A 16,909-nucleotide genomic window follows, 5' to 3' on the forward strand; every position below is an offset into this window, starting at 1 on the left:
TCTAAACAGGACTTTCGTTACAGAATTTTTGCGGGGCCTTGGCCGGCATGGCCAGGAGTTTGAGCGGGACGGGTCCCTTGCGGCCCCCGCTACGGGAGTGGTCGAGGTGGGACTTCGGCTTGTCACGATCCTGCGCCAGCGCAGGCTCACCGAAGCCCTGGACGCACTCGGGGTCCGGGCCGTCCATCGGCAGACCGGTGAAGAACTTGGCCGCCATGCAGCCACCACGGCAGCTGTCGTAATGCCCGCAGCTGCTGCAGGCACCCGCCGACTGCGGTTCCCGAAGCTCGCGGAACAGTGGGGCGTTCTGCCAGACGTTTTGGAAACCAGCCCCAAAACCTGTGTCGCTCAAGATGTTTCCGGCCAGGAAGCGCTCATGGATGGCGAACGGGCAGGCATAGACATCGCCCACCGGGTCGATCAGGCACACCACGCGACCGGCGCCGCACAGGTTCAGACCGGCCAGCGCACCCGGCTCGCCGAGGCCCGAGAGGTGGAAGAACGAGTCTCCGGTGAGCACCCGCTCCCCTTTGGCGACCAGCCAGTTGTACAGCTGCACCTGCTGCTCGGCGGTGGGGTGCAGGTCGTCCCACACATCCGCGCCACGGCCGGAGGGGCGAAGGCGGGTGATGCGCAGGGTGGCACCGTAGTTGTCGGCGAGAGCCTTGAAATCGTCGAGCTGGTCGACGTTGTGGCGGGTCACCACGACCGAGATCTTGGCATCCTTGAAACCGGCAGCGGACAGGTTCTCGAGCGCGCGGATCGCCATGGCGAACGAGCCCGGTCCACGCACCGCGTCGTTGATCTCCGCGGTGGCGCCGTCGAGCGAAATCTGAACGTCCACATAGTCACTCGCGGCGAGCTTGGCAGCGACGGCCTCGTCGATGCGCACGCCGTTGGTGGAGAACTTGACGCCGACATGGTGCTCGGTGGCGTAGTCGACGAGCTCCCAGAAGTCCGACCGCACCGTCGGCTCGCCGCCGCCGATGTTGACGTAGAACACCTGCATGCGTTCCAGCTCGTCGATGATGTCCTTGCACTGCTGGGTGCTCAGCTCGCGCGGGTCGCGCTTGCCCGACGATGACAGGCAGTGCACGCAAGACAGGTTGCAGGCGTAGGTCAGTTCCCAGGTGAGGCAGATGGGCGCGTCGAGGCCGTGCTCGAACTGCTCGATCAGCCGGGGCACGGGTGCCGTTGCGGTCATGAAGTGATGGATCCTTCTGGGCTGTTTGCGCTGTCTTGTTCGGCGGGAACCAGCATCTTGGACTGCACCAGCACGCCGAACGCGTGCAGATACGGCCCCTGCTGGGCGTCGTCGATGCCTGCGGCGCGAAGGGCGCTGCGGACGTCCGGATGGCCGGCCAACGAGTTGACCACCTCAACGATGGTCCGGTTCTTCAGGAACGAAAGTTTGCGCGTACCAAAGTGATACAGCAAGGCGCCGAATGGTTCGGGACGGACTGCGACCTGGTGGTGCAGCCGCCAGCCGCGGTCAGGATCGAAGGCCACCTCTGACCCGGTCCGGGCCGCGGCTGGTGCAGACACGGTCAGTAGACCCCGCACATACCGTCGATCGAGACCTCTTCGACCAGAGTCTCGGTGACAAGATCGGAGCCGGTTGCAGTGTCAACCTCGGCGTGCTGATTCGAGTCCATGGATCGCCCCTTTCGCTACCGTGTCAGTTGCCGGTACTCGACAACTGTGATCCAAGTCGCAAGAATATGGCATCGAGTGCCGAAAAGGAAGGGCGGGTCGGATGCGGACCGAATCGGAGCGTCCCGGGCCGGGCGCCGGGACCGTCCCACAGCACGGCCGGGTGGGCCGTCGCCGTTCCACCACGCGCGACCACATCACCCATGTGGCGCTCGAACTGTTCGCGACCCGCGGCTTCGACGACGTCAGCGTCGACGACGTCGCCCACGCCGCCGGAATATCCCGACGCACGCTGTTCCGGTACTTCTCGTCGAAGAACGCCATTCCCTGGGCCGACTTCGACGCCAGCCTGACGGAGCTGCGGAACCTGCTGAATGCCGTCCCCCACGACATGCCGCTGGACGCTGCGCTGCGGTCAGCTCTGTTGGAGTTCAACAGCTTTGACGAGGCCGAGACGCCCCGGCACCGACGCCGGATGCAGGTGATCCTGCAGACCGATGCGCTGCAGGCGTACTCGATGACGATGTACGCGGGCTGGCGGGGCGTGATCGCGGCGTTCGTCGCGCGCCGGCTGGACGCCAAACCGACGGACCTCGTTCCCCAGACCGTGGCGTGGACAGTGCTCGGCGTGGCGCTGACCGCGTACGAACAGTGGCTGGCCGACGAGACCGTCTCCTTGCCCCATGCCCTCGGCGAGGCCTTCGACGTCGTCCGCGGCGGCCTGCGCGCCGTGTGATATGTGCACGGTTCGGCGCGCTGAGCGAACCGTTTTGTGCACACATCGCAGGAAATTGCGGCAGGGGCGTCGGAAAGTCGTCGCTTGCCGCGACGATAAGGGTGTGAGGGGCGAATCAGACGGTGATGCTCCGCAGACGCTGCTGGCGCTGTACGACTCGGCGCTGCCCGTGGTCTACGGGTATTTCGTGCGGCGTTGCGGCGATCGGGGCACCGCGGAGGACCTGACGTCGGAGACGTTTCTGGCGGCGATGGATGCCGCCCGTCGCGACTCCCCGCCGGTGATCTCGGTGCCGTGGCTGATCGGCGTGGCCCGGCACAAGCTCGCCGATCACTACCGCCGCAGACACGACCGCTTCACCGTCCCCGTTCCCGAAACACCCGAGCCCGCAGAGCCTTTCGATGACTGGGATGCCGAACTGGACCGGCTGGTCGCCGAGGCTGCGCTGGCCCGGTTGCCCGAACAGCACCGCGTGGTGCTGACACTGCGATATCTGGATGACCGCCCGGTGCCCGAATGCGCCGCATTGATCGGACGTACTGTGCACGCCACCGAGGCACTACTGGTGCGGGCCCGGCGGGCATTCCGAACCGAATACCAGGACGGAGGTGCGTCATGACCATGCACAACAGTCACGACCCGCTGACGGTCCTGGCCGGCGGCGAACTTCCCGTGCAGCCCGACCCGGCTTTCGCGGTCCGGCTGCGCGAACGGTTGGCAGCCGCCGTCACCCTCCCGAAAGGAGTTGTCATGAGTGGAACCGACACCGCCATCGCCGAACTGAATGCACCTGCTGCCGCCACCATCGACGTGCCTCGACCGGCGGCCCTGCCCTACCTTGCCGTCACGGACGCCCGGGCTGCGATCACCTGGTACGTCGACGCGCTGGGTGCCGTCATGGTCGGGGAACCGATCGTCATGGACGACGGCCGCATCGGGCATGCCGAGCTGGCGCTGGCCGGAGGCGTGCTGTACCTGGCCGACGAATTTCCCGAGATCGGGCTGAAAGCACCTGCTCCCCAGTCGGTTTCGGTCAGCCTGATGCTCGCGGTGCCGGATACCGACGCTGCCCTGACGCAGGCCCGGCGGCACGGCGCACAGGTGCAGCGAGAGCCCTACGAAGCCCACGGCTCGCGGACTGCCGTGGTGATCGACCCGTTCGGCCACCGCTGGATGCTCGCGGGGCCTATACCCGGCGCCGTCGTACCCATCCGGCACGGCGACATCGGCTACATCTCGGTGCAGACGCCGGACGCCCAGCGGGCCGCCACCTTCTATGGGCATGTCCTCGGCTGGGTCTACGACCCCATCACACGGCAGGTGACGAACACCCGGATGCGTACCGGCATCTTCGAGACCACCGGTCCTCAGACCGTGTTCTGCTGCTATGCCGTGCGCGATCTCGACGCCGCGCGGCAGGCGATCCTGGCCGCCGGCGGTCAGGTGAGCACGCCCGAGGAGCACGAGTGGGGTGCGACGCTCGATGCCACCGACGCGCAGGGCACCGACTTCGCGGTGTTCCAAGCGACGCCGGGCATCCCCCGTCCCGAGCTGAACGGTGCCGGCCCGGGCGAACTTTCGTATCTGACCTACGAAGTGCCGGACTCGGCCGCCTTCCAGGAGTTCTACGGCGCGGTGCTGGGCTGGAGGTTCGAACCCGGCCGGATCGAGGACGGGTGGGCGGTGCAGGAGTGCCACCCGATGTCCGGAATGGCGGGCGGCGCGGCGCAGACCGTCGCCGTCCCGATGTGGACCGTGACGGACGTCGACGCCACGGTAGCGCGGGTCCGCGAGGCCGGCGGCACCGTCATCGACGAACCGTCTCGGCAGCCGTACGGGATGTCAGCACTGTGCACCGACGACCAGGGCGCGCGCTTCTACCTCGGAGCTTTTTGATCGGTGCGCGAAAGCCCGCGTGCTACGCGGGTTTTCGCGCCCACCGAGCCACACATCGCGAGGAACGTCAGCGTCCACGCGCCCAACGCGACCCAGCCTGCGAGGTCACCGATGTCGGTCAGCGCGGGCAATCCGTCAGCCAATCCCAGGTAGTGGCCCGCCACCGCGTACATCCCCAGCGGGAACACCATGCTCCAGAACGCCGCGGTATATCGCAGCGGTACCCGTCGAACCAGGTGCCGCCAGAAGCCGGCCGCGATCAGCACCGGGATCAGCCAGGTACCGAAGGCGAAGAACAAGACGGCCACCCCGGCGATCAGTCCGCGCGTGGCCACGACCACCGGAGTATCGGCCATCTGCACGATGCGGGCGCCGGCGAACACCGTGATCGCGGTGGCGCCCATGGCGATCCAGTAGGGCGGCGTGAGTTCTTGCGCTGCGACCGGATACAACAGCATGCGGAGCACGACCAGGATGCCGGCGGCCGCGTACAAGAAGACGCCGACCGACCAGCAGAGCACTGCAAGGAGCGCCACTGGCCGGTTCGTCTCGCCGAGCAGCGGCTGCAGTCCGGCAGCCATGACCGCGACCGACTGGGCGGCGACCACGGCCAGGAACCACGTGCCGTTGACGCAGGAAAGCGTCGGCTGCCCCGGATGGCTGAGCACCGCCGTCCACGGAATCAGGTATCCCAGCACCAGCCAGGCCGCGCTTCCGACGATCGTCAGCCAGACCGCCGGTGCGACGTGGCCGTCGAGCAGCAACCGGGCGCCCAGGACATCGGTGCCTGCGACGAACGTGAACAGCGTGAAACCGCGTTCCGGATCGGTCAGGCCATCCCGAAAGTCTCTACCGAACAGGACGATTCGCGCGAGATTGCCGACCACCAGCGCCGCGTAGGTGATTCCGGCGATCCACAGCAGTACAGCCGAAAGCGTGTGCAGCTTCAGCAGGCGCGTCGCCGTCGACACGATGCCCGTCGCCATCACCACCGCGAAGTAGCCCGGTTCGAAAGTGCGTACCGCCGCGCGCATGCCCAGCATTCTCGCGATTTGTGCACGAAAAGGTGCGTTCACCGCACCTTTTCGTGCACAAATCGCTAGAAATCGCTACAACGCGTCGGCGATCGGGACGGCGGCCGCGACCTTGGCCCGGTTCTTCATCACCTTGCCCGGCATGCCGCCGCCGACCACGCCGGCGACCGCCCCGTCGCGCTCGTAGAACGCCAGGAACTTGCGGCCGTCGTCTTCGACGATGTGCACGGTGTCGCCGGCCTTGGGCTCACCGAGGCACTGGATCTTGACGTCGTACTGATCGCTCCAGAAGTACGGCACCACCACGGCCGGGTTGGACTCCTGGCCCAGTATCGCCGGTACGATCGCCCGCGCCTGCTCGGCCACGTTGCTCCAATGTTCCACCCGCACTTGGTGTCCGGCGGCATCGCGCCACGAGGCCACGTCACCGATGGCCCAGACATTCGGCGCACTGGCGCGGCCGGCGGCGTCGCACACGACGCCGTTGTCGACCGCGATGCCGCTGCCCTCCAGCCAGTCCGTGGACGGGCGCGAACCGATACCGACGACGACGACGTCGGCATCCAGTTCGGTGCCGTCTGCCAGCTGCACCTTCTCGACATGATCTGTGCCGGTCACGCCGGTGACCCCGACGCCGCACCGCACGTCGACGCCCTCGGCGCGGTGCAGGCGTGCCACCAGCTCGCCGATCTCGGTGCCCAGCACCGACGCCAGCGGCGTGGGCTGCGGCTCGACGATGGTCACGTCGATACCCAGCGTGCGCAGGCTGGCCGCCACCTCACAACCGATGAACCCGGCGCCGATCACCACCGCGCGCTTGGCCGAACCGGCGTGCTCACGCAACGCCACCGACTCGTCGTAGGTGCGCAGCACCCTGATGCCGTCGAGGGCCGGCAGCGACGGGATGGTCCGGGGCACCAGACCCGTCGCGATGACCAGTTCCTCGTAGGCGACGACGTCACCGCTCGCGAGGGTCACGGTCTGGGCGTCGGTGTCCAGCTTGACCGCGCCCGAGCCCAGCAGCAGCGTGATGTTGTTCTCGTCGTAGAACTCGGCCGGCTTGAGCGTCGTGTCGTCGGTCTCGGCGCGCAGCACGTCCTTCGACAGCGGCGGCCGGTCGTAAGGCAGATGGACCTCATCACTGATCAGGGTGATCGGCCCGGCGTACTCGGCCTTGCGCAGTTGCTCGGCGGTACGCGCGGCGGCCAGACCGCCACCGACGATGACGATGCCTCCGTTTGTAGTCACGTGGGCTTTCTTACACGATGCAGCCGACCGGAGGTCGGCCACCCTGTCCTTCGCTGCTCAGCAGAGCACCAGGTCTCGGGGCTAGCCGTGCCCCCAACCCCCGCGCACCCTGCGCTCCACGATGTTCGACAGCACCACGATGCTCTCGCTGCGTTCGATGGCCGCACTACCCCGGATGCGCTCCAGCACCGCCTCCAGATGCCTCATGTCCCGGGTCACCAGATGCAGGATCGCGTCGGACGTGCCGGTCACCGTCGCGGCCGAGACCACCTCGGGAATGCCCTCCCAGGCTTCCCGCAGCTGGGCCGGTGTGATGGTGCCCTGACAGTACACTTGGACGTATGCCTCTGTCCCCCAACCGATTACATTACGGTCGACGACGGTGGTGAAGCCGCGGATGACGCCGGTGGCGAGCAGCCGGTCGACGCGCCTCTTGACCGCGGGCGCGGAGAGGCCTACCCGTTCGCCGATCTCGGCGAACGTGGCGCGTGCGTTGTCCGCCAATTCGGCCAGGATGCGCTCATCGGTCTCGTCGACAGTTTCCACCGGCCGCGCACCTCCGTCACGCAATAGATTGTCGAATCGCGAGTCATCAAACAATAGATCTGTTACACACGCGCAACAAGCATCGATTGCTTGCACGCAATAGTGCTCCTACCATCGAAATATGACGATTACTGATGTCGTCAAGATGGCGACACCAAACGCGGGTTGGCGACCAGACCGGGTAGCCCGCCCTCGGCACTACGTGATGACCCGGCCGACGCATTTCGCCGTCGAGTACGCGATCAATCCCTGGATGGACACTGCTGAGAGCGTCGATACCGCGCTGGCGGTGCGGCAGTGGGAGCGTCTGGTTCAGACATATCGGAGCCTGGGCCATACCGTCCAACTAGTCGACCCGATCCCCGGACTGCCCGACATGGTGTACGCGGCCAACGGCGGACTGGTGCTCGACGACGGGTTCGAGAAGGTCGCCATCATCGCCAGATTCACCTACCCCCAGCGGACCGGCGAATCGGTGGCCTACGCCGGCTGGCTGCTCGACCACGGGTACTGCCCGCTGTACACCGAGCACACCAACGAGGGCCAGGGTGACCTGCTGATCATCGGCTCGAAGATATTGGCCGGCTATGGATTCCGGACGGACCGCCAGTCGCACGACGAGGTCGCCAAGTTGTCCGGGCTGCCGGTGGTCAGCCTGCAGCTGGTCAACCCCCGCTTCTACCACCTCGATACCGCCCTGGCCGTCCTCGACGACGACACCATCGCGTTCTATCCCCCGGCCTTCGGCGCCACGTCGGTGGCGTTGCTGCGCAAGATGTTTCCGGGCGCCATCGAGGTCGCCGACGCCGACGCCGACGTGCTCGGCCTCAACGCGGTATCGGACGGACTGAACGTGGTGCATCCGGCCGCGGCCACGGGCTTCGCCGCCCAACTCGCCGCCGCTGGTTTCCGGCCAGTCGGTGTCGACTTGTCCGAATTGCTCAAGGGCGGCGGTTCGGTGAAGTGCTGCACGCTGGAGGTGTACTCGACGTCATGCTGACAGCCGTTGCGGGAACGCCGGGGTCATCCGGCAGCACGGCTGCGCTGATCGACCTCGAGAACCGCTACGCCGCACACAATTACGCCCCGCTGCCGGTTGTCGCGGCATCAGCTGACAGGGTGTGGATCACCGACCCCGAGGGCCGCAGTTATCTGGACTGCCTCGCGGCGTATTCGGCGGTCAATTTCGGTCACCGCAACCCTGAGATCCTCGCGACCGCCCACGCTCAGCTGGACACCGTGACGCTGGTCAGCCGCGCATTCCATTCCGACCGCCTCGGTCCGTTCTGCGCGGCACTCGCCCAGCTGTGCGGCAAAGATCTGGTGCTGCCCATGAACAGCGGCGCGGAAGCCGTCGAGAGCGCGATCAAGGTCGCGCGCAAATGGGGCCGGGACGTCAAAGGCGTGACAGAACCGAACATCGTTGTGGCGCAGGGCAATTTTCACGGCCGCACCACGACGATCATCAGCTTCTCCGACGACGAGACCGCGCGGCAGGGCTTCGGCCCGTACACGCCCGGCTTCCGCTCGGTGCCGTTCGGGGACGCCGATGCCCTGGCCAAGGCCATCGATGACAACACCGCCGCGGTGCTGATCGAACCGATCCAGGGCGAGGCCGGCATCATCGTGCCGCCGGACAGCTACCTGCCCCGGGTACGCGGCCTGTGCACCGAACGCAACGTGCTGATGATCGCCGACGAGATTCAGTCCGGCCTGGCCCGCACCGGCCGCACGTTCGCCTGCGACCACTGGGGTGTCGTACCCGACGTCTACCTGCTGGGCAAGGCTCTGGGCGGGGGCGTCGTGCCGCTCTCGGCGGTGGTGGCCGACCGCGACGTGCTCGGTGTGCTGCACCCCGGCGAGCACGGGTCGACATTCGGCGGCAATCCGCTGGCCGCGGCCATCGGCACCACCGTGGTCGGCATGTTGCAGCACGGCGAATTCCAGTCCAGGTCAACCGAACTCGGCCGGCACCTGCACGCGCGTCTGACCGCGATGATCGGGCAGGGCATCACCGCCGTGCGCGGGCTGGGCCTGTGGGCCGGCGTCGACCTCGACCCCGCCGTCGGCACGGGACGAGAGGTCAGTCTGCGGCTCGCCGAGCGCGGTGTGCTGACCAAGGACACGCACGGCCCGACGCTGCGGTTCGCCCCGCCGCTCGTGATCACCCCGACCGAAATCGATTGGGCGATGGACCGATTCGCCGAGGTGCTGGCCGAACCGCCGACAGCGCGGTGGTAGACCCATAGGAAGCGCTTCAACCCGCCACCCAACTGGCCGCCGTTTCCACCCGACTGGCAACCCGGGCCGGACTGGCAGCCGGATCCGTCGTGGCCGCTGCCACCGCCTGGATGGGCACTCTGGGTGGACGACCAATACCGTTACGCCCCAACAGAACCAGGCCCACCACACCGGCCCGATGGACGCAAATGGTTGATTGTCGGCGGCGTGGTACTGGCCGTGGTGATCCTCGTGGCGAGCGGCACCGTCGTCGTCACAAAGCTATCCCGCAGCAACGGCACGCCCCAGGACGGAACGACGACAACACCGTTCAACGGCCTGACCATCGTGCCGACGCACCCACCGGAGCCGACGAACTTCAACGCCTGGAGCCGCGTCGGCGGGATCGACGCCACATTCACCGACGACGGCCGGACGGTGCGGGTAGCTCAGTACTTCATGACGCCGCGGTCGACGGCGATCTGGGAACCGGAGATGGTCCCCGCGCCCGGACCGGCCAACCAGGTCACCACGTCGGTGACCTCTTCCGGCGTCATGAATTCCTGCAGGCCGGCCTTGCCGTCGTGTGAGACGGGCTTGTACGGCATCGGCGCGAAGCTGTGCAGGTAGTTCGGGTACTTGGCGAAGATCGCGCCCATGGCCTCCGGCTCGATCATCGGCGTCATGATCGAGTAGGGGTGGATCGAGTTGACCCGGATGCCGAACTCGCCCACCTCGAGTGCCAGTGCGTTGGTCAGACCGACGAGGCCGAACTTGGAGGCCGCGTAGTGGCCGTTGCCCGGCGTCGCCTTGAGGCCCGCCGAGGAGCTGACGATGATGATCGAGCCACCGTTGCCGGCCTCGATCATCGCGGGCACCACGGCCCGGATGGTGCGCCAGGTGCCGGACAGGTTGACGTTGACGACGCTGTCCCACTGGTCTTCGTCCATCTCGAACAGCCGCCCCCAGCTCAGGACGCCCGCATTAGCGACCAGGATGTCGAGCCGACCGAACTGCTCGACGGCGTCGGCGACGACCTGCTTCTGGGCGGCCAGGTCGCGGATGTCGACCGCACGGGCGAGGACCTTGCGGCCTTCGGCCTCGACCAGGCGCGCGGTCTCGGCGAGGTCGTCCGACGTCGGCATGGGGTAGGTGATGGTGTCCGACACGGGACCACAGATGTCGATGGCCACGACGTCGGCGCCTTCGCGCGCGAACCGGATGGCGTGCGCCCGGCCCTGGCCCCGGGCCGCCCCGGTAACAAACGCCACCTTGCCTTCGAGTGCTCCGCCTGCCGCCATTGCCAGTCCTTCCATCACAGTTCGCGCGAGTTCTTAGCCAGGCTAGCAGCAAAACTGAAACGTGTTCTAGTAATGTCCGGACAGCGGGACAGCTAGAGCTCGGCGATGATCTGGGCGCGCTTCGCGGTGTACTCGGCCTCGCTGATGGTGCCCATCGCGCGCAGTGTCTCGATCTCCTGCAGCCGCTGCGAGGCGGACGGCGTCGGTTGCGGCACGACGGGTGGCGCCGCGGCGGCAGGTGCCGCCGCGGGTTCGCGCTCGGCCGCCGTGGCCCGCCGCACCACGTCCATGACCTGTTGCCGCACTGCCGGATTCGACCGGAGATCGGCCATGCCGTCGAGCGGCACCCCATTGGCCTTCAAGATCTGCAGGATATCCATGATCGGGCCCGCACGCCCGGTCAGATCGTAGGTGCGGCCGTCCTGCTCCGACGTCAACCGCACCGGCATCATGCCCGACACCAAGGCGCTTCTCTGCCAGTCGATGTGGAACTTGTTGGTGGCCGGGTCGACCAGCACGACCAGCTTGCGTCCCGTGAGCATCGGTAACCGGCTCACCGACGCGAGCACCTTGTCCTGGGCATCGAACGGAGCCAGGCCCGGTCCCGATATGTGCAGATTGAGCCTCACCAGAGGTTGCTCGTTGATCCGCGTGCCCGTCTCGCCCATCCCGGTGACCTCGGCCAGCCCCAGCGCCCCACCGGCTTCCAGCGCCTGCAGCTCCGCCGACTGCTTGGCGCCGAAGTTCGCCAGTGCCAGCGCGACCAGTACGTCGATGCCCGTGACCAGCAGACCGGTCCAGAACATCCACTTCAGCAGCTCGTCCTGGCCGGAGAAGAAGTACACCGCCAGGAAGATCGGCCCCACGAGCCCGCCGCACAGCAGCACCATGGCCTGAGCCTTGAGGTAACGCACCAACATTTCAGCCACGCTCCTTGGATCAGCCGAACCGCTGCGAGGAACTCTAGTGTCGCGTCAGTCCGCGAGGACGTCCAACAAGATGAAGGAGAAATTATCGGCGGCACCGTTGGTCCGGGCCGTCCCGATGATGATCGCCGCGCCATCGGCCCGGTCATTGCACGACGTGGCCGCCTGCAGGTCGTGATGCTCCATCTGGCCGTGCACACCGTCCGAGCACATCAGGTAGCTACCCGGCTGCAGCGGCGTCGCGGTCAGGTGGGCGGCGATGGGCACGCCCTGGCCCAGCGACTGCGTGATGATGTTGGTGGGCCGTCCCGACGCGTCGAGCACGGCGTCGTCGACCGACACCTGGGTCAGCGTCTCCCCGTCGATCGAATACACGCGACTGTCTCCGACGTTGAAGACGATCACCTCGTCCGCCGTCAGGCACACGCCCGCGATGGTCGTCCCCATGCCGGCCAGCTCGGTGTCACGGCCCATGTCGTAGAGCCAGTCGCTGACGTACGACAGCGACGACGCGATGTCGTCTCCACCGGTCCAGCCGGGCGACATGGTCGCGATCATGCTGAGCGCCGTCCGGCTGGCGACATCGCCGCCGACGTGCCCGCCCATGCCGTCGCACACCGCGCAGACGAACGGAAACCCGGGCTGCATCCGCATGTCCACCAGGACACCGTTGTGTGTCTGGCTGACCCAGCCGCCGACCATCACGGCATCTTCATTGCGCTTGCGCCGTAGTCCGGTGTCGGTGAATGCCCGCACGTTCACTCGCACGACAGGCCACCCCTCATCGCGTTCCCCTCCATCGCGAACGATCCTGCCATCTTGCCCACAAGTACCACGCGTCGACACCTCTTTCTCGTCGCAAAACAAAGCGCCGCCCACCCGAAGGTGAGCGGCGCTCCGCTTGGAAAAACTAGATCACTTAGAGGATCGCAGTAGGCGAAGCCTACTTAATGATCTTGGTAACGCGACCCGCGCCGACGGTACGACCGCCCTCACGGATGGCGAAACGCAGACCCTCGTCCATGGCGACCGGCTGGATCAGCACGACGGAGATGTCGGTGTTGTCACCGGGCATCACCATCTCGGTGCCCTCGGGCAGGGTCACAACGCCCGTCACGTCCGTGGTACGGAAGTAGAACTGCGGACGGTAGTTGTTGAAGAACGGCGTGTGGCGGCCACCCTCGTCCTTGGACAGGATGTAGACGCTGCCCTCGAACTCGGTGTGCGGGGTGGTGGTGCCGGGCTTCACGACGACCTGGCCACGCTCGACCTCTTCGCGCTTGATACCACGAACCAGCAGACCGACGTTGTCGCCGGCCTGGCCCTGGTCGAGCAGCTTGCGGAACATCTCGACACCGGTGACGGTGGTCTTGGTCGTGGTCGGGCGGATGCCGACGATCTCGACCTCTTCGTTGACGTTGATCACGCCACGCTCGACACGGCCGGTCACCACGGTGCCACGACCGGTGATGGTGAAGACGTCCTCGACGGGCATCAGGAACGGCTTGTCGGTCTCGCGAACCGGGTCCGGGATGGACTCGTCGACGGCCTCCATGAGCTCCTCGACCGACTTCACCCAGGTGGCGTCACCCTCGAGCGCCTTCAGCGCCGAGACGCGGACCACGGGGGCGTCCTCGTCGAAGTCCTGAGCGGCCAGCAGTTCGCGGACCTCCATCTCGACGAGCTCCAGGAGCTCCTCGTCCTCAACCATGTCGGACTTGTTCAGCGCGACGAGGATGTAGGGCACGCCGACCTGGCGGGCGAGCAGCACGTGCTCACGGGTCTGCGGCATCGGGCCGTCGGTGGCGGCGACCACGAGGATTGCGCCGTCCATCTGGGCGGCACCGGTGATCATGTTCTTGATGTAGTCAGCGTGACCGGGGGCGTCGACGTGCGCGTAGTGACGCTTCTCGGTCTGGTACTCCACGTGGGAGATGTTGATCGTGATACCGCGCTGACGCTCCTCGGGCGCGTTGTCGATCTGGTCGAATGCACGCGATTCGTTCAAATCGGGGTACTTGTCGTGCAGAACCTTGGTGATTGCTGCAGTCAGCGTGGTCTTGCCGTGGTCAACGTGACCGATGGTCCCGATGTTGACGTGCGGCTTCGTCCGCTCGAACTTCGCCTTCGCCACTTCTGTGTCCTCCTGGACTTGTTGGTGCTTGGTTAAGCAGGTGTGTTAACAGTGTTCAGTTGTGTGGTCCGCCAGGGACGCCGGTCAGAGACTACTGGCCCGTCGCCTTGGCGATGATCTCCTTCGACACGTTCGCCGGAACTTCGGCGTACGAGTCGAACACCATGGAGTAGTTCGCTCGACCCTGGGTCTTCGACCGGAGGTCGCCGACGTAGCCGAACATTTCGGACAGCGGAACCTGTGCCTTGACGACACGCGCACCGCTGCGCTCCTCCATGGCCTGGATCTGGCCACGGCGGGAGTTCAGGTCGCCGATCACTTCACCCATGTAATCCTCGGGCGTGGTGACCTCGACGGCCATGATCGGTTCGAGGATGACCGGCTGCGCACTCTGTGCAGCCTTCTTCAGCGCCTGCGAACCGGCGACCTTGAAGGCCATTTCCGACGAGTCGACGTCGTGGTACGCGCCGTCGAGCAGCGTCAGCTTCAGGTTCACCAGCGGGTAGCCGGCCAAGATGCCGTACTGCATGGCGTCCTGCGCACCGGCATCCACCGACGGGATGTACTCACGCGGAACGCGGCCACCGGTGACCTTGTTCTCGAACTCGTAGGTCGCGCCATCTTCGCCGACGAACGGCTCGATGCTGATGATGACCTTCGCGAACTGGCCCGAACCACCGGTCTGCTTCTTGTGGGTGTACTCCACGTTCTGCACGGCCTTGCGGATGGTCTCGCGGTAAGCAACCTGCGGCTTGCCGACGTTGGCCTCGACCTTGAACTCGCGACGCATGCGGTCCACCAGGATGTCCAGGTGGAGCTCGCCCATACCGCCGATGACGGTCTGGCCGGTCTCCTGGTCCAGGTGCACCTTGAAGGTCGGGTCTTCTTCGGCGAGCTTCTGGATCGCCGTGCCCAGCTTCTCCTGGTCACTCTTGGTCTTGGGCTCGATGGCCACCTCGATGACCGGGTCCGGGAAGGTCATGGACTCCAGGACGATCTGGTTGCTCGGGTCGCACAAGGTGTCACCGGTGGTGGTGTCCTTGAGGCCGATGACCGCGTAGATGTGACCGGCCGCGGCCGAGTCCACAGGGTTCTCCTTGTTGGAGTGCATCTGGAACAGCTTGCCCAGACGCTCCTTCTTGCCCTTGGTCGAGTTGATGACCTGGGCACCGGAGTCGACCTTGCCCGAGTAGACGCGCACGTAGGTCAGCTTGCCGAAGAACGGGTGCGTGGCAACCTTGAACGCCAGGCCCGAGAACGGCTCGTCGGCCGACGGCTTGCGCGAGATGATCTCGTCTTCCTTGCCCGGGACGTGGCCCTCGGCGGCCGGCACGTCCAGCGGGGTCGGCAGGTAGTCGATGACCGCGTCGAGCATGGGCTGCACACCCTTGTTCTTGAACGCGGAACCACACAGCACCGGGTAGGCGGCGCTGGTGACGGTCAGCTTGCGCAGGCCGCCCTTGATCTCCTCGATGGTCAGCTCTTCGCCGCCCAGGTACTTCTCCATGAGCTCGTCGTCGGTCTCGGCGACGGCCTCGATCATCGCGGTGCGGTACTCGGCGGCCTTCTCCTGAAGGTCGGCCGGGATGTCGATGGTCTCGTACTTCTCACCGAGCTTGGTCTCGCCGCGCCAGACCTTGGCCTTCATCTCGACCAGGTCGACGACGCCCTCGAAGTCACCTTCGGAGCCGATCGGCAGCTGGATCGGAATGACGTTCGCGCCGAGGCGGTCCTTCATGGTCTGGACCGAGAAGTAGAAGTCGGCGCCCAGCTTGTCCATCTTGTTGACGAAGCAGATACGCGGCACGTCGTACTTGTCGGCCTGGCGCCACACCTGCTCGGACTGCGGCTCCACGCCTTCTTTGCCGTCGAACACGGCAACGGCACCGTCGAGCACGCGCAGCGAACGCTCCACCTCGACGGTGAAGTCGACGTGGCCCGGGGTGTCGATGATGTTGATCTGGTTGTCGTTCCAGAAACAGGTGGTGGCAGCGGAGGTGATGGTGATACCACGCTCCTGCTCCTGCTCCATCCAGTCCATGGTGGCCGCGCCGTCATGGACCTCACCGATCTTGTACGAGATACCGGTGTAGAAGAGGATGCGCTCCGTCGTCGTCGTCTTGCCGGCGTCGATGTGCGCCATGATGCCGATGTTGCGGACCTTGTTCAGGTCGGTCAGCACGTCCTGTGCCACGGCTTGGTTCCCACTCTTTCAGTTGCTTTGGTGAATCCGCGTCGCCCGGAAGGGCGGTCAGTTGTGAATCAGATGCGCCGGCCGCCGACATTGGCGGCCGGCGATTGAGTCACCAGCGGTAGTGCGCGAAGGCCCGGTTCGCCTCGGCCATCTTGTGGGTGTCCTCGCGTCGCTTGACGGCGGCACCCAGACCGTTGCTGGCGTCCAGGATTTCGTTGGCCAGGCGCTCGACCATGGTCTTCTCGCGGCGAGCCTTCGAGAAGCTGACCAGCCAGCGCAGCGCCAGCGTGGTCGAGCGGTCCGGACGAACCTCAACCGGCACCTGGTAGGTCGCGCCACCGACACGGCGGCTGCGGACCTCGAGGGACGGCTTGACGTTGTCCATGGCGCGCTTCAGCGTCACGACGGGGTCGGTGCCGGTCTTCTCACGGGCCTGCTCCAGGGCGCCATAGACGATGCGCTCGGCCAGCGACTTCTTGCCGTCCAGCAGCACCTTGTTGACGAGCTGGGTGACCAGCTGCGAACCGTAGACCGGGTCGTTGACCAGCGGCCGCTTCGGCGCGGGGCCCTTGCGTGGCATTAGCTCTTCTCCTTCTTGGCGCCGTAGCGGCTGCGTGCCTGCTTGCGGTTCTTGACACCCTGGGTGTCCAGCGAGCCGCGGATGATCTTGTAGCGCACACCGGGGAGGTCCTTCACACGACCGCCACGCACGAGCACCATCGAGTGCTCCTGCAGGTTGTGGCCTTCACCCGGGATGTAGGCCGTGACCTCAACCTGGCTCGTCAGCTTCACGCGGGCGACCTTGCGCAGAGCCGAGTTCGGCTTCTTGGGGGTGGTGGTGTACACGCGGGTGCACACACCACGGCGCTGCGGGCTGCCCTTGAGTGCCGCGGTCTTGACCTTGGTGGTCTTATCGTGGCGACCCTTGCGGACCAGCTGGTTGATGGTTGGCATCTATCGGCTTTCTCTATTGCGTGTCGTACTGCGGTTTAAGTCTCTGTACTGCGGTTTTCGCCCAATC

18 protein-coding genes are annotated in these 16,909 nt (G+C 66.1%); 5 read left to right on the top strand and 13 right to left on the bottom strand.

Features of this window, described 5'->3' with window-relative positions:
* Position 1: 1 nt before the first annotated feature.
* Genes mftC through mftA form a run of 3 tightly spaced genes read right to left on the bottom strand, consistent with a single transcriptional unit; the run spans position 2 to position 1,655 of the window.
* A complete protein-coding gene (gene mftC / locus ACX12F_RS23290) occupies positions 2-1,204 on the bottom strand; it encodes a mycofactocin radical SAM maturase (protein WP_459366668.1) in 1,203 nt (400 codons plus the stop codon).
* A complete protein-coding gene (gene mftB / locus ACX12F_RS23295; protein WP_459366669.1) occupies positions 1,201-1,545 on the bottom strand; it encodes a mycofactocin biosynthesis chaperone MftB in 345 nt (114 codons plus the stop codon). The genes mftC and mftB overlap by 4 nt, the downstream gene beginning before the upstream one ends.
* 2 nt (positions 1,546-1,547) lie before the next feature.
* Positions 1,548-1,655 carry a mycofactocin precursor MftA gene (gene mftA, locus ACX12F_RS23300; protein ID WP_459366670.1) on the bottom strand — a complete coding sequence of 36 codons (108 nt, stop codon included), beginning with the start codon at positions 1,653-1,655 and terminating at the stop codon, positions 1,548-1,550.
* Between the two features lie 101 nt (positions 1,656-1,756).
* On the opposite strand from mftA, the gene mftR reads away from it, so the two are divergent.
* The 3 genes from mftR to ACX12F_RS23315 all read left to right on the top strand — a co-directional run bounded on the left by mftR (position 1,757) and on the right by ACX12F_RS23315 (position 4,285).
* Positions 1,757-2,389, top strand: a complete 633-nt coding sequence (gene mftR / locus ACX12F_RS23305; protein WP_459366671.1) for a mycofactocin system transcriptional regulator MftR — start codon at positions 1,757-1,759, stop codon at positions 2,387-2,389.
* Between the two features lie 103 nt (positions 2,390-2,492).
* Positions 2,493-3,008: an RNA polymerase sigma factor gene (locus ACX12F_RS23310; RefSeq protein WP_459366672.1), complete on the top strand. Its 516-nt coding sequence runs from the start codon at positions 2,493-2,495 to the stop codon at positions 3,006-3,008.
* 2 nt (positions 3,009-3,010) lie between these two features.
* Positions 3,011-4,285, top strand: a complete 1,275-nt coding sequence (locus ACX12F_RS23315; RefSeq protein ID WP_459370472.1) for a VOC family protein — start codon at positions 3,011-3,013, stop codon at positions 4,283-4,285.
* Here the strand turns inward: ACX12F_RS23315 and ACX12F_RS23320 are convergent.
* From ACX12F_RS23320 to ACX12F_RS23330, 3 genes are all read right to left on the bottom strand, one after another.
* Positions 4,267-5,319, bottom strand: coding sequence for a tellurite resistance/C4-dicarboxylate transporter family protein (locus tag ACX12F_RS23320; RefSeq protein WP_459366673.1), 1,053 nt, complete (start codon positions 5,317-5,319; stop codon positions 4,267-4,269). The two genes, ACX12F_RS23315 and ACX12F_RS23320, sit on opposite strands and share 19 nt — an antisense overlap.
* A 75-nt stretch (positions 5,320-5,394) precedes the next feature.
* The gene (locus ACX12F_RS23325) at positions 5,395-6,567 is read right to left on the bottom strand and encodes an NAD(P)/FAD-dependent oxidoreductase (RefSeq protein ID WP_459366674.1); all 1,173 of its coding nucleotides are present in this window, start codon (positions 6,565-6,567) and stop codon (positions 5,395-5,397) included.
* A gap of 81 nt (positions 6,568-6,648) precedes the next feature.
* Positions 6,649-7,113, bottom strand: coding sequence for an Rv2324 family transcriptional regulator (locus ACX12F_RS23330; RefSeq protein WP_459366675.1), 465 nt, complete (start codon positions 7,111-7,113; stop codon positions 6,649-6,651).
* A 121-nt stretch (positions 7,114-7,234) separates the two neighbouring features.
* Here ACX12F_RS23330 and ddaH point away from each other — a divergent pair, with 121 nt between their 5' ends.
* Positions 7,235-8,113: a dimethylargininase gene (gene ddaH / locus ACX12F_RS23335; protein WP_459366676.1), complete on the top strand. Its 879-nt coding sequence runs from the start codon at positions 7,235-7,237 to the stop codon at positions 8,111-8,113.
* On the top strand, positions 8,107-9,354 hold the full coding sequence (rocD, locus tag ACX12F_RS23340; protein WP_459366677.1) for an ornithine--oxo-acid transaminase: 1,248 nt from the start codon (positions 8,107-8,109) through the stop codon (positions 9,352-9,354). Before ddaH ends, rocD begins: the two co-directional genes overlap by 7 nt.
* 428 nt (positions 9,355-9,782) lie before the next feature.
* On the opposite strand, the gene ACX12F_RS23345 is transcribed toward rocD, so the two are convergent.
* The 7 genes from ACX12F_RS23345 to rpsL form a co-directional block, all read right to left on the bottom strand.
* Positions 9,783-10,634, bottom strand: a complete 852-nt coding sequence (locus ACX12F_RS23345; RefSeq protein WP_459366678.1) for a mycofactocin-coupled SDR family oxidoreductase — start codon at positions 10,632-10,634, stop codon at positions 9,783-9,785.
* Between the two features lie 92 nt (positions 10,635-10,726).
* Positions 10,727-11,554, bottom strand: a complete 828-nt coding sequence (locus tag ACX12F_RS23350) for an SHOCT domain-containing protein (RefSeq protein ID WP_459366679.1) — start codon at positions 11,552-11,554, stop codon at positions 10,727-10,729.
* A gap of 54 nt (positions 11,555-11,608) precedes the next feature.
* Entirely contained in the window at positions 11,609-12,328 is a 720-nt protein-coding gene (locus ACX12F_RS23355) for a PP2C family protein-serine/threonine phosphatase (protein ID WP_459366680.1), read from the bottom strand.
* Between the two features lie 175 nt (positions 12,329-12,503).
* Positions 12,504-13,694, bottom strand: a complete 1,191-nt coding sequence (tuf, locus tag ACX12F_RS23360; protein ID WP_138232222.1) for an elongation factor Tu — start codon at positions 13,692-13,694, stop codon at positions 12,504-12,506.
* 91 nt (positions 13,695-13,785) lie between these two features.
* Positions 13,786-15,837, bottom strand: coding sequence for an elongation factor G (gene fusA, locus ACX12F_RS23365; protein ID WP_459370473.1), 2,052 nt, complete (start codon positions 15,835-15,837; stop codon positions 13,786-13,788).
* A gap of 160 nt (positions 15,838-15,997) precedes the next feature.
* The gene (gene rpsG / locus ACX12F_RS23370; protein ID WP_020101372.1) at positions 15,998-16,468 is read right to left on the bottom strand and encodes a 30S ribosomal protein S7; all 471 of its coding nucleotides are present in this window, start codon (positions 16,466-16,468) and stop codon (positions 15,998-16,000) included.
* Positions 16,468-16,842, bottom strand: a complete 375-nt coding sequence (rpsL, locus tag ACX12F_RS23375) for a 30S ribosomal protein S12 (RefSeq protein ID WP_133759556.1) — start codon at positions 16,840-16,842, stop codon at positions 16,468-16,470. The genes rpsG and rpsL overlap by 1 nt, the downstream gene beginning before the upstream one ends.
* Between the last annotated feature and the right edge of the window lie 67 nt (positions 16,843-16,909).

The sequence above is a fragment of the Mycolicibacterium sp. HS_4_1 genome, from assembly GCF_054515875.1.

Coding starts and splice junctions, on each gene's coding strand:
- mftC (WP_459366668.1), bottom strand. CDS start 1,204: ATGACCGCAACGGCACCCGTGCCCCGGCTGATCGAGCAGTTCGAGCAC.
- mftA (WP_459366670.1), bottom strand. CDS start 1,655: ATGGACTCGAATCAGCACGCCGAGGTTGACACTGCAACCGGCTCCGAT.
- mftR (WP_459366671.1), top strand. CDS start 1,757: ATGCGGACCGAATCGGAGCGTCCCGGGCCGGGCGCCGGGACCGTCCCA.
- ACX12F_RS23315 (WP_459370472.1), top strand. CDS start 3,011: ATGCACAACAGTCACGACCCGCTGACGGTCCTGGCCGGCGGCGAACTT.
- ACX12F_RS23320 (WP_459366673.1), bottom strand. CDS start 5,319: ATGCGCGCGGCGGTACGCACTTTCGAACCGGGCTACTTCGCGGTGGTG.
- ddaH (WP_459366676.1), top strand. CDS start 7,235: ATGACGATTACTGATGTCGTCAAGATGGCGACACCAAACGCGGGTTGG.
- rocD (WP_459366677.1), top strand. CDS start 8,107: ATGCTGACAGCCGTTGCGGGAACGCCGGGGTCATCCGGCAGCACGGCT.
- ACX12F_RS23345 (WP_459366678.1), bottom strand. CDS start 10,634: ATGGCGGCAGGCGGAGCACTCGAAGGCAAGGTGGCGTTTGTTACCGGG.
- ACX12F_RS23350 (WP_459366679.1), bottom strand. CDS start 11,554: ATGTTGGTGCGTTACCTCAAGGCTCAGGCCATGGTGCTGCTGTGCGGC.
- fusA (WP_459370473.1), bottom strand. CDS start 15,837: ATGGCGCACATCGACGCCGGCAAGACGACGACGACGGAGCGCATCCTC.
- rpsG (WP_020101372.1), bottom strand. CDS start 16,468: ATGCCACGCAAGGGCCCCGCGCCGAAGCGGCCGCTGGTCAACGACCCG.
- rpsL (WP_133759556.1), bottom strand. CDS start 16,842: ATGCCAACCATCAACCAGCTGGTCCGCAAGGGTCGCCACGATAAGACC.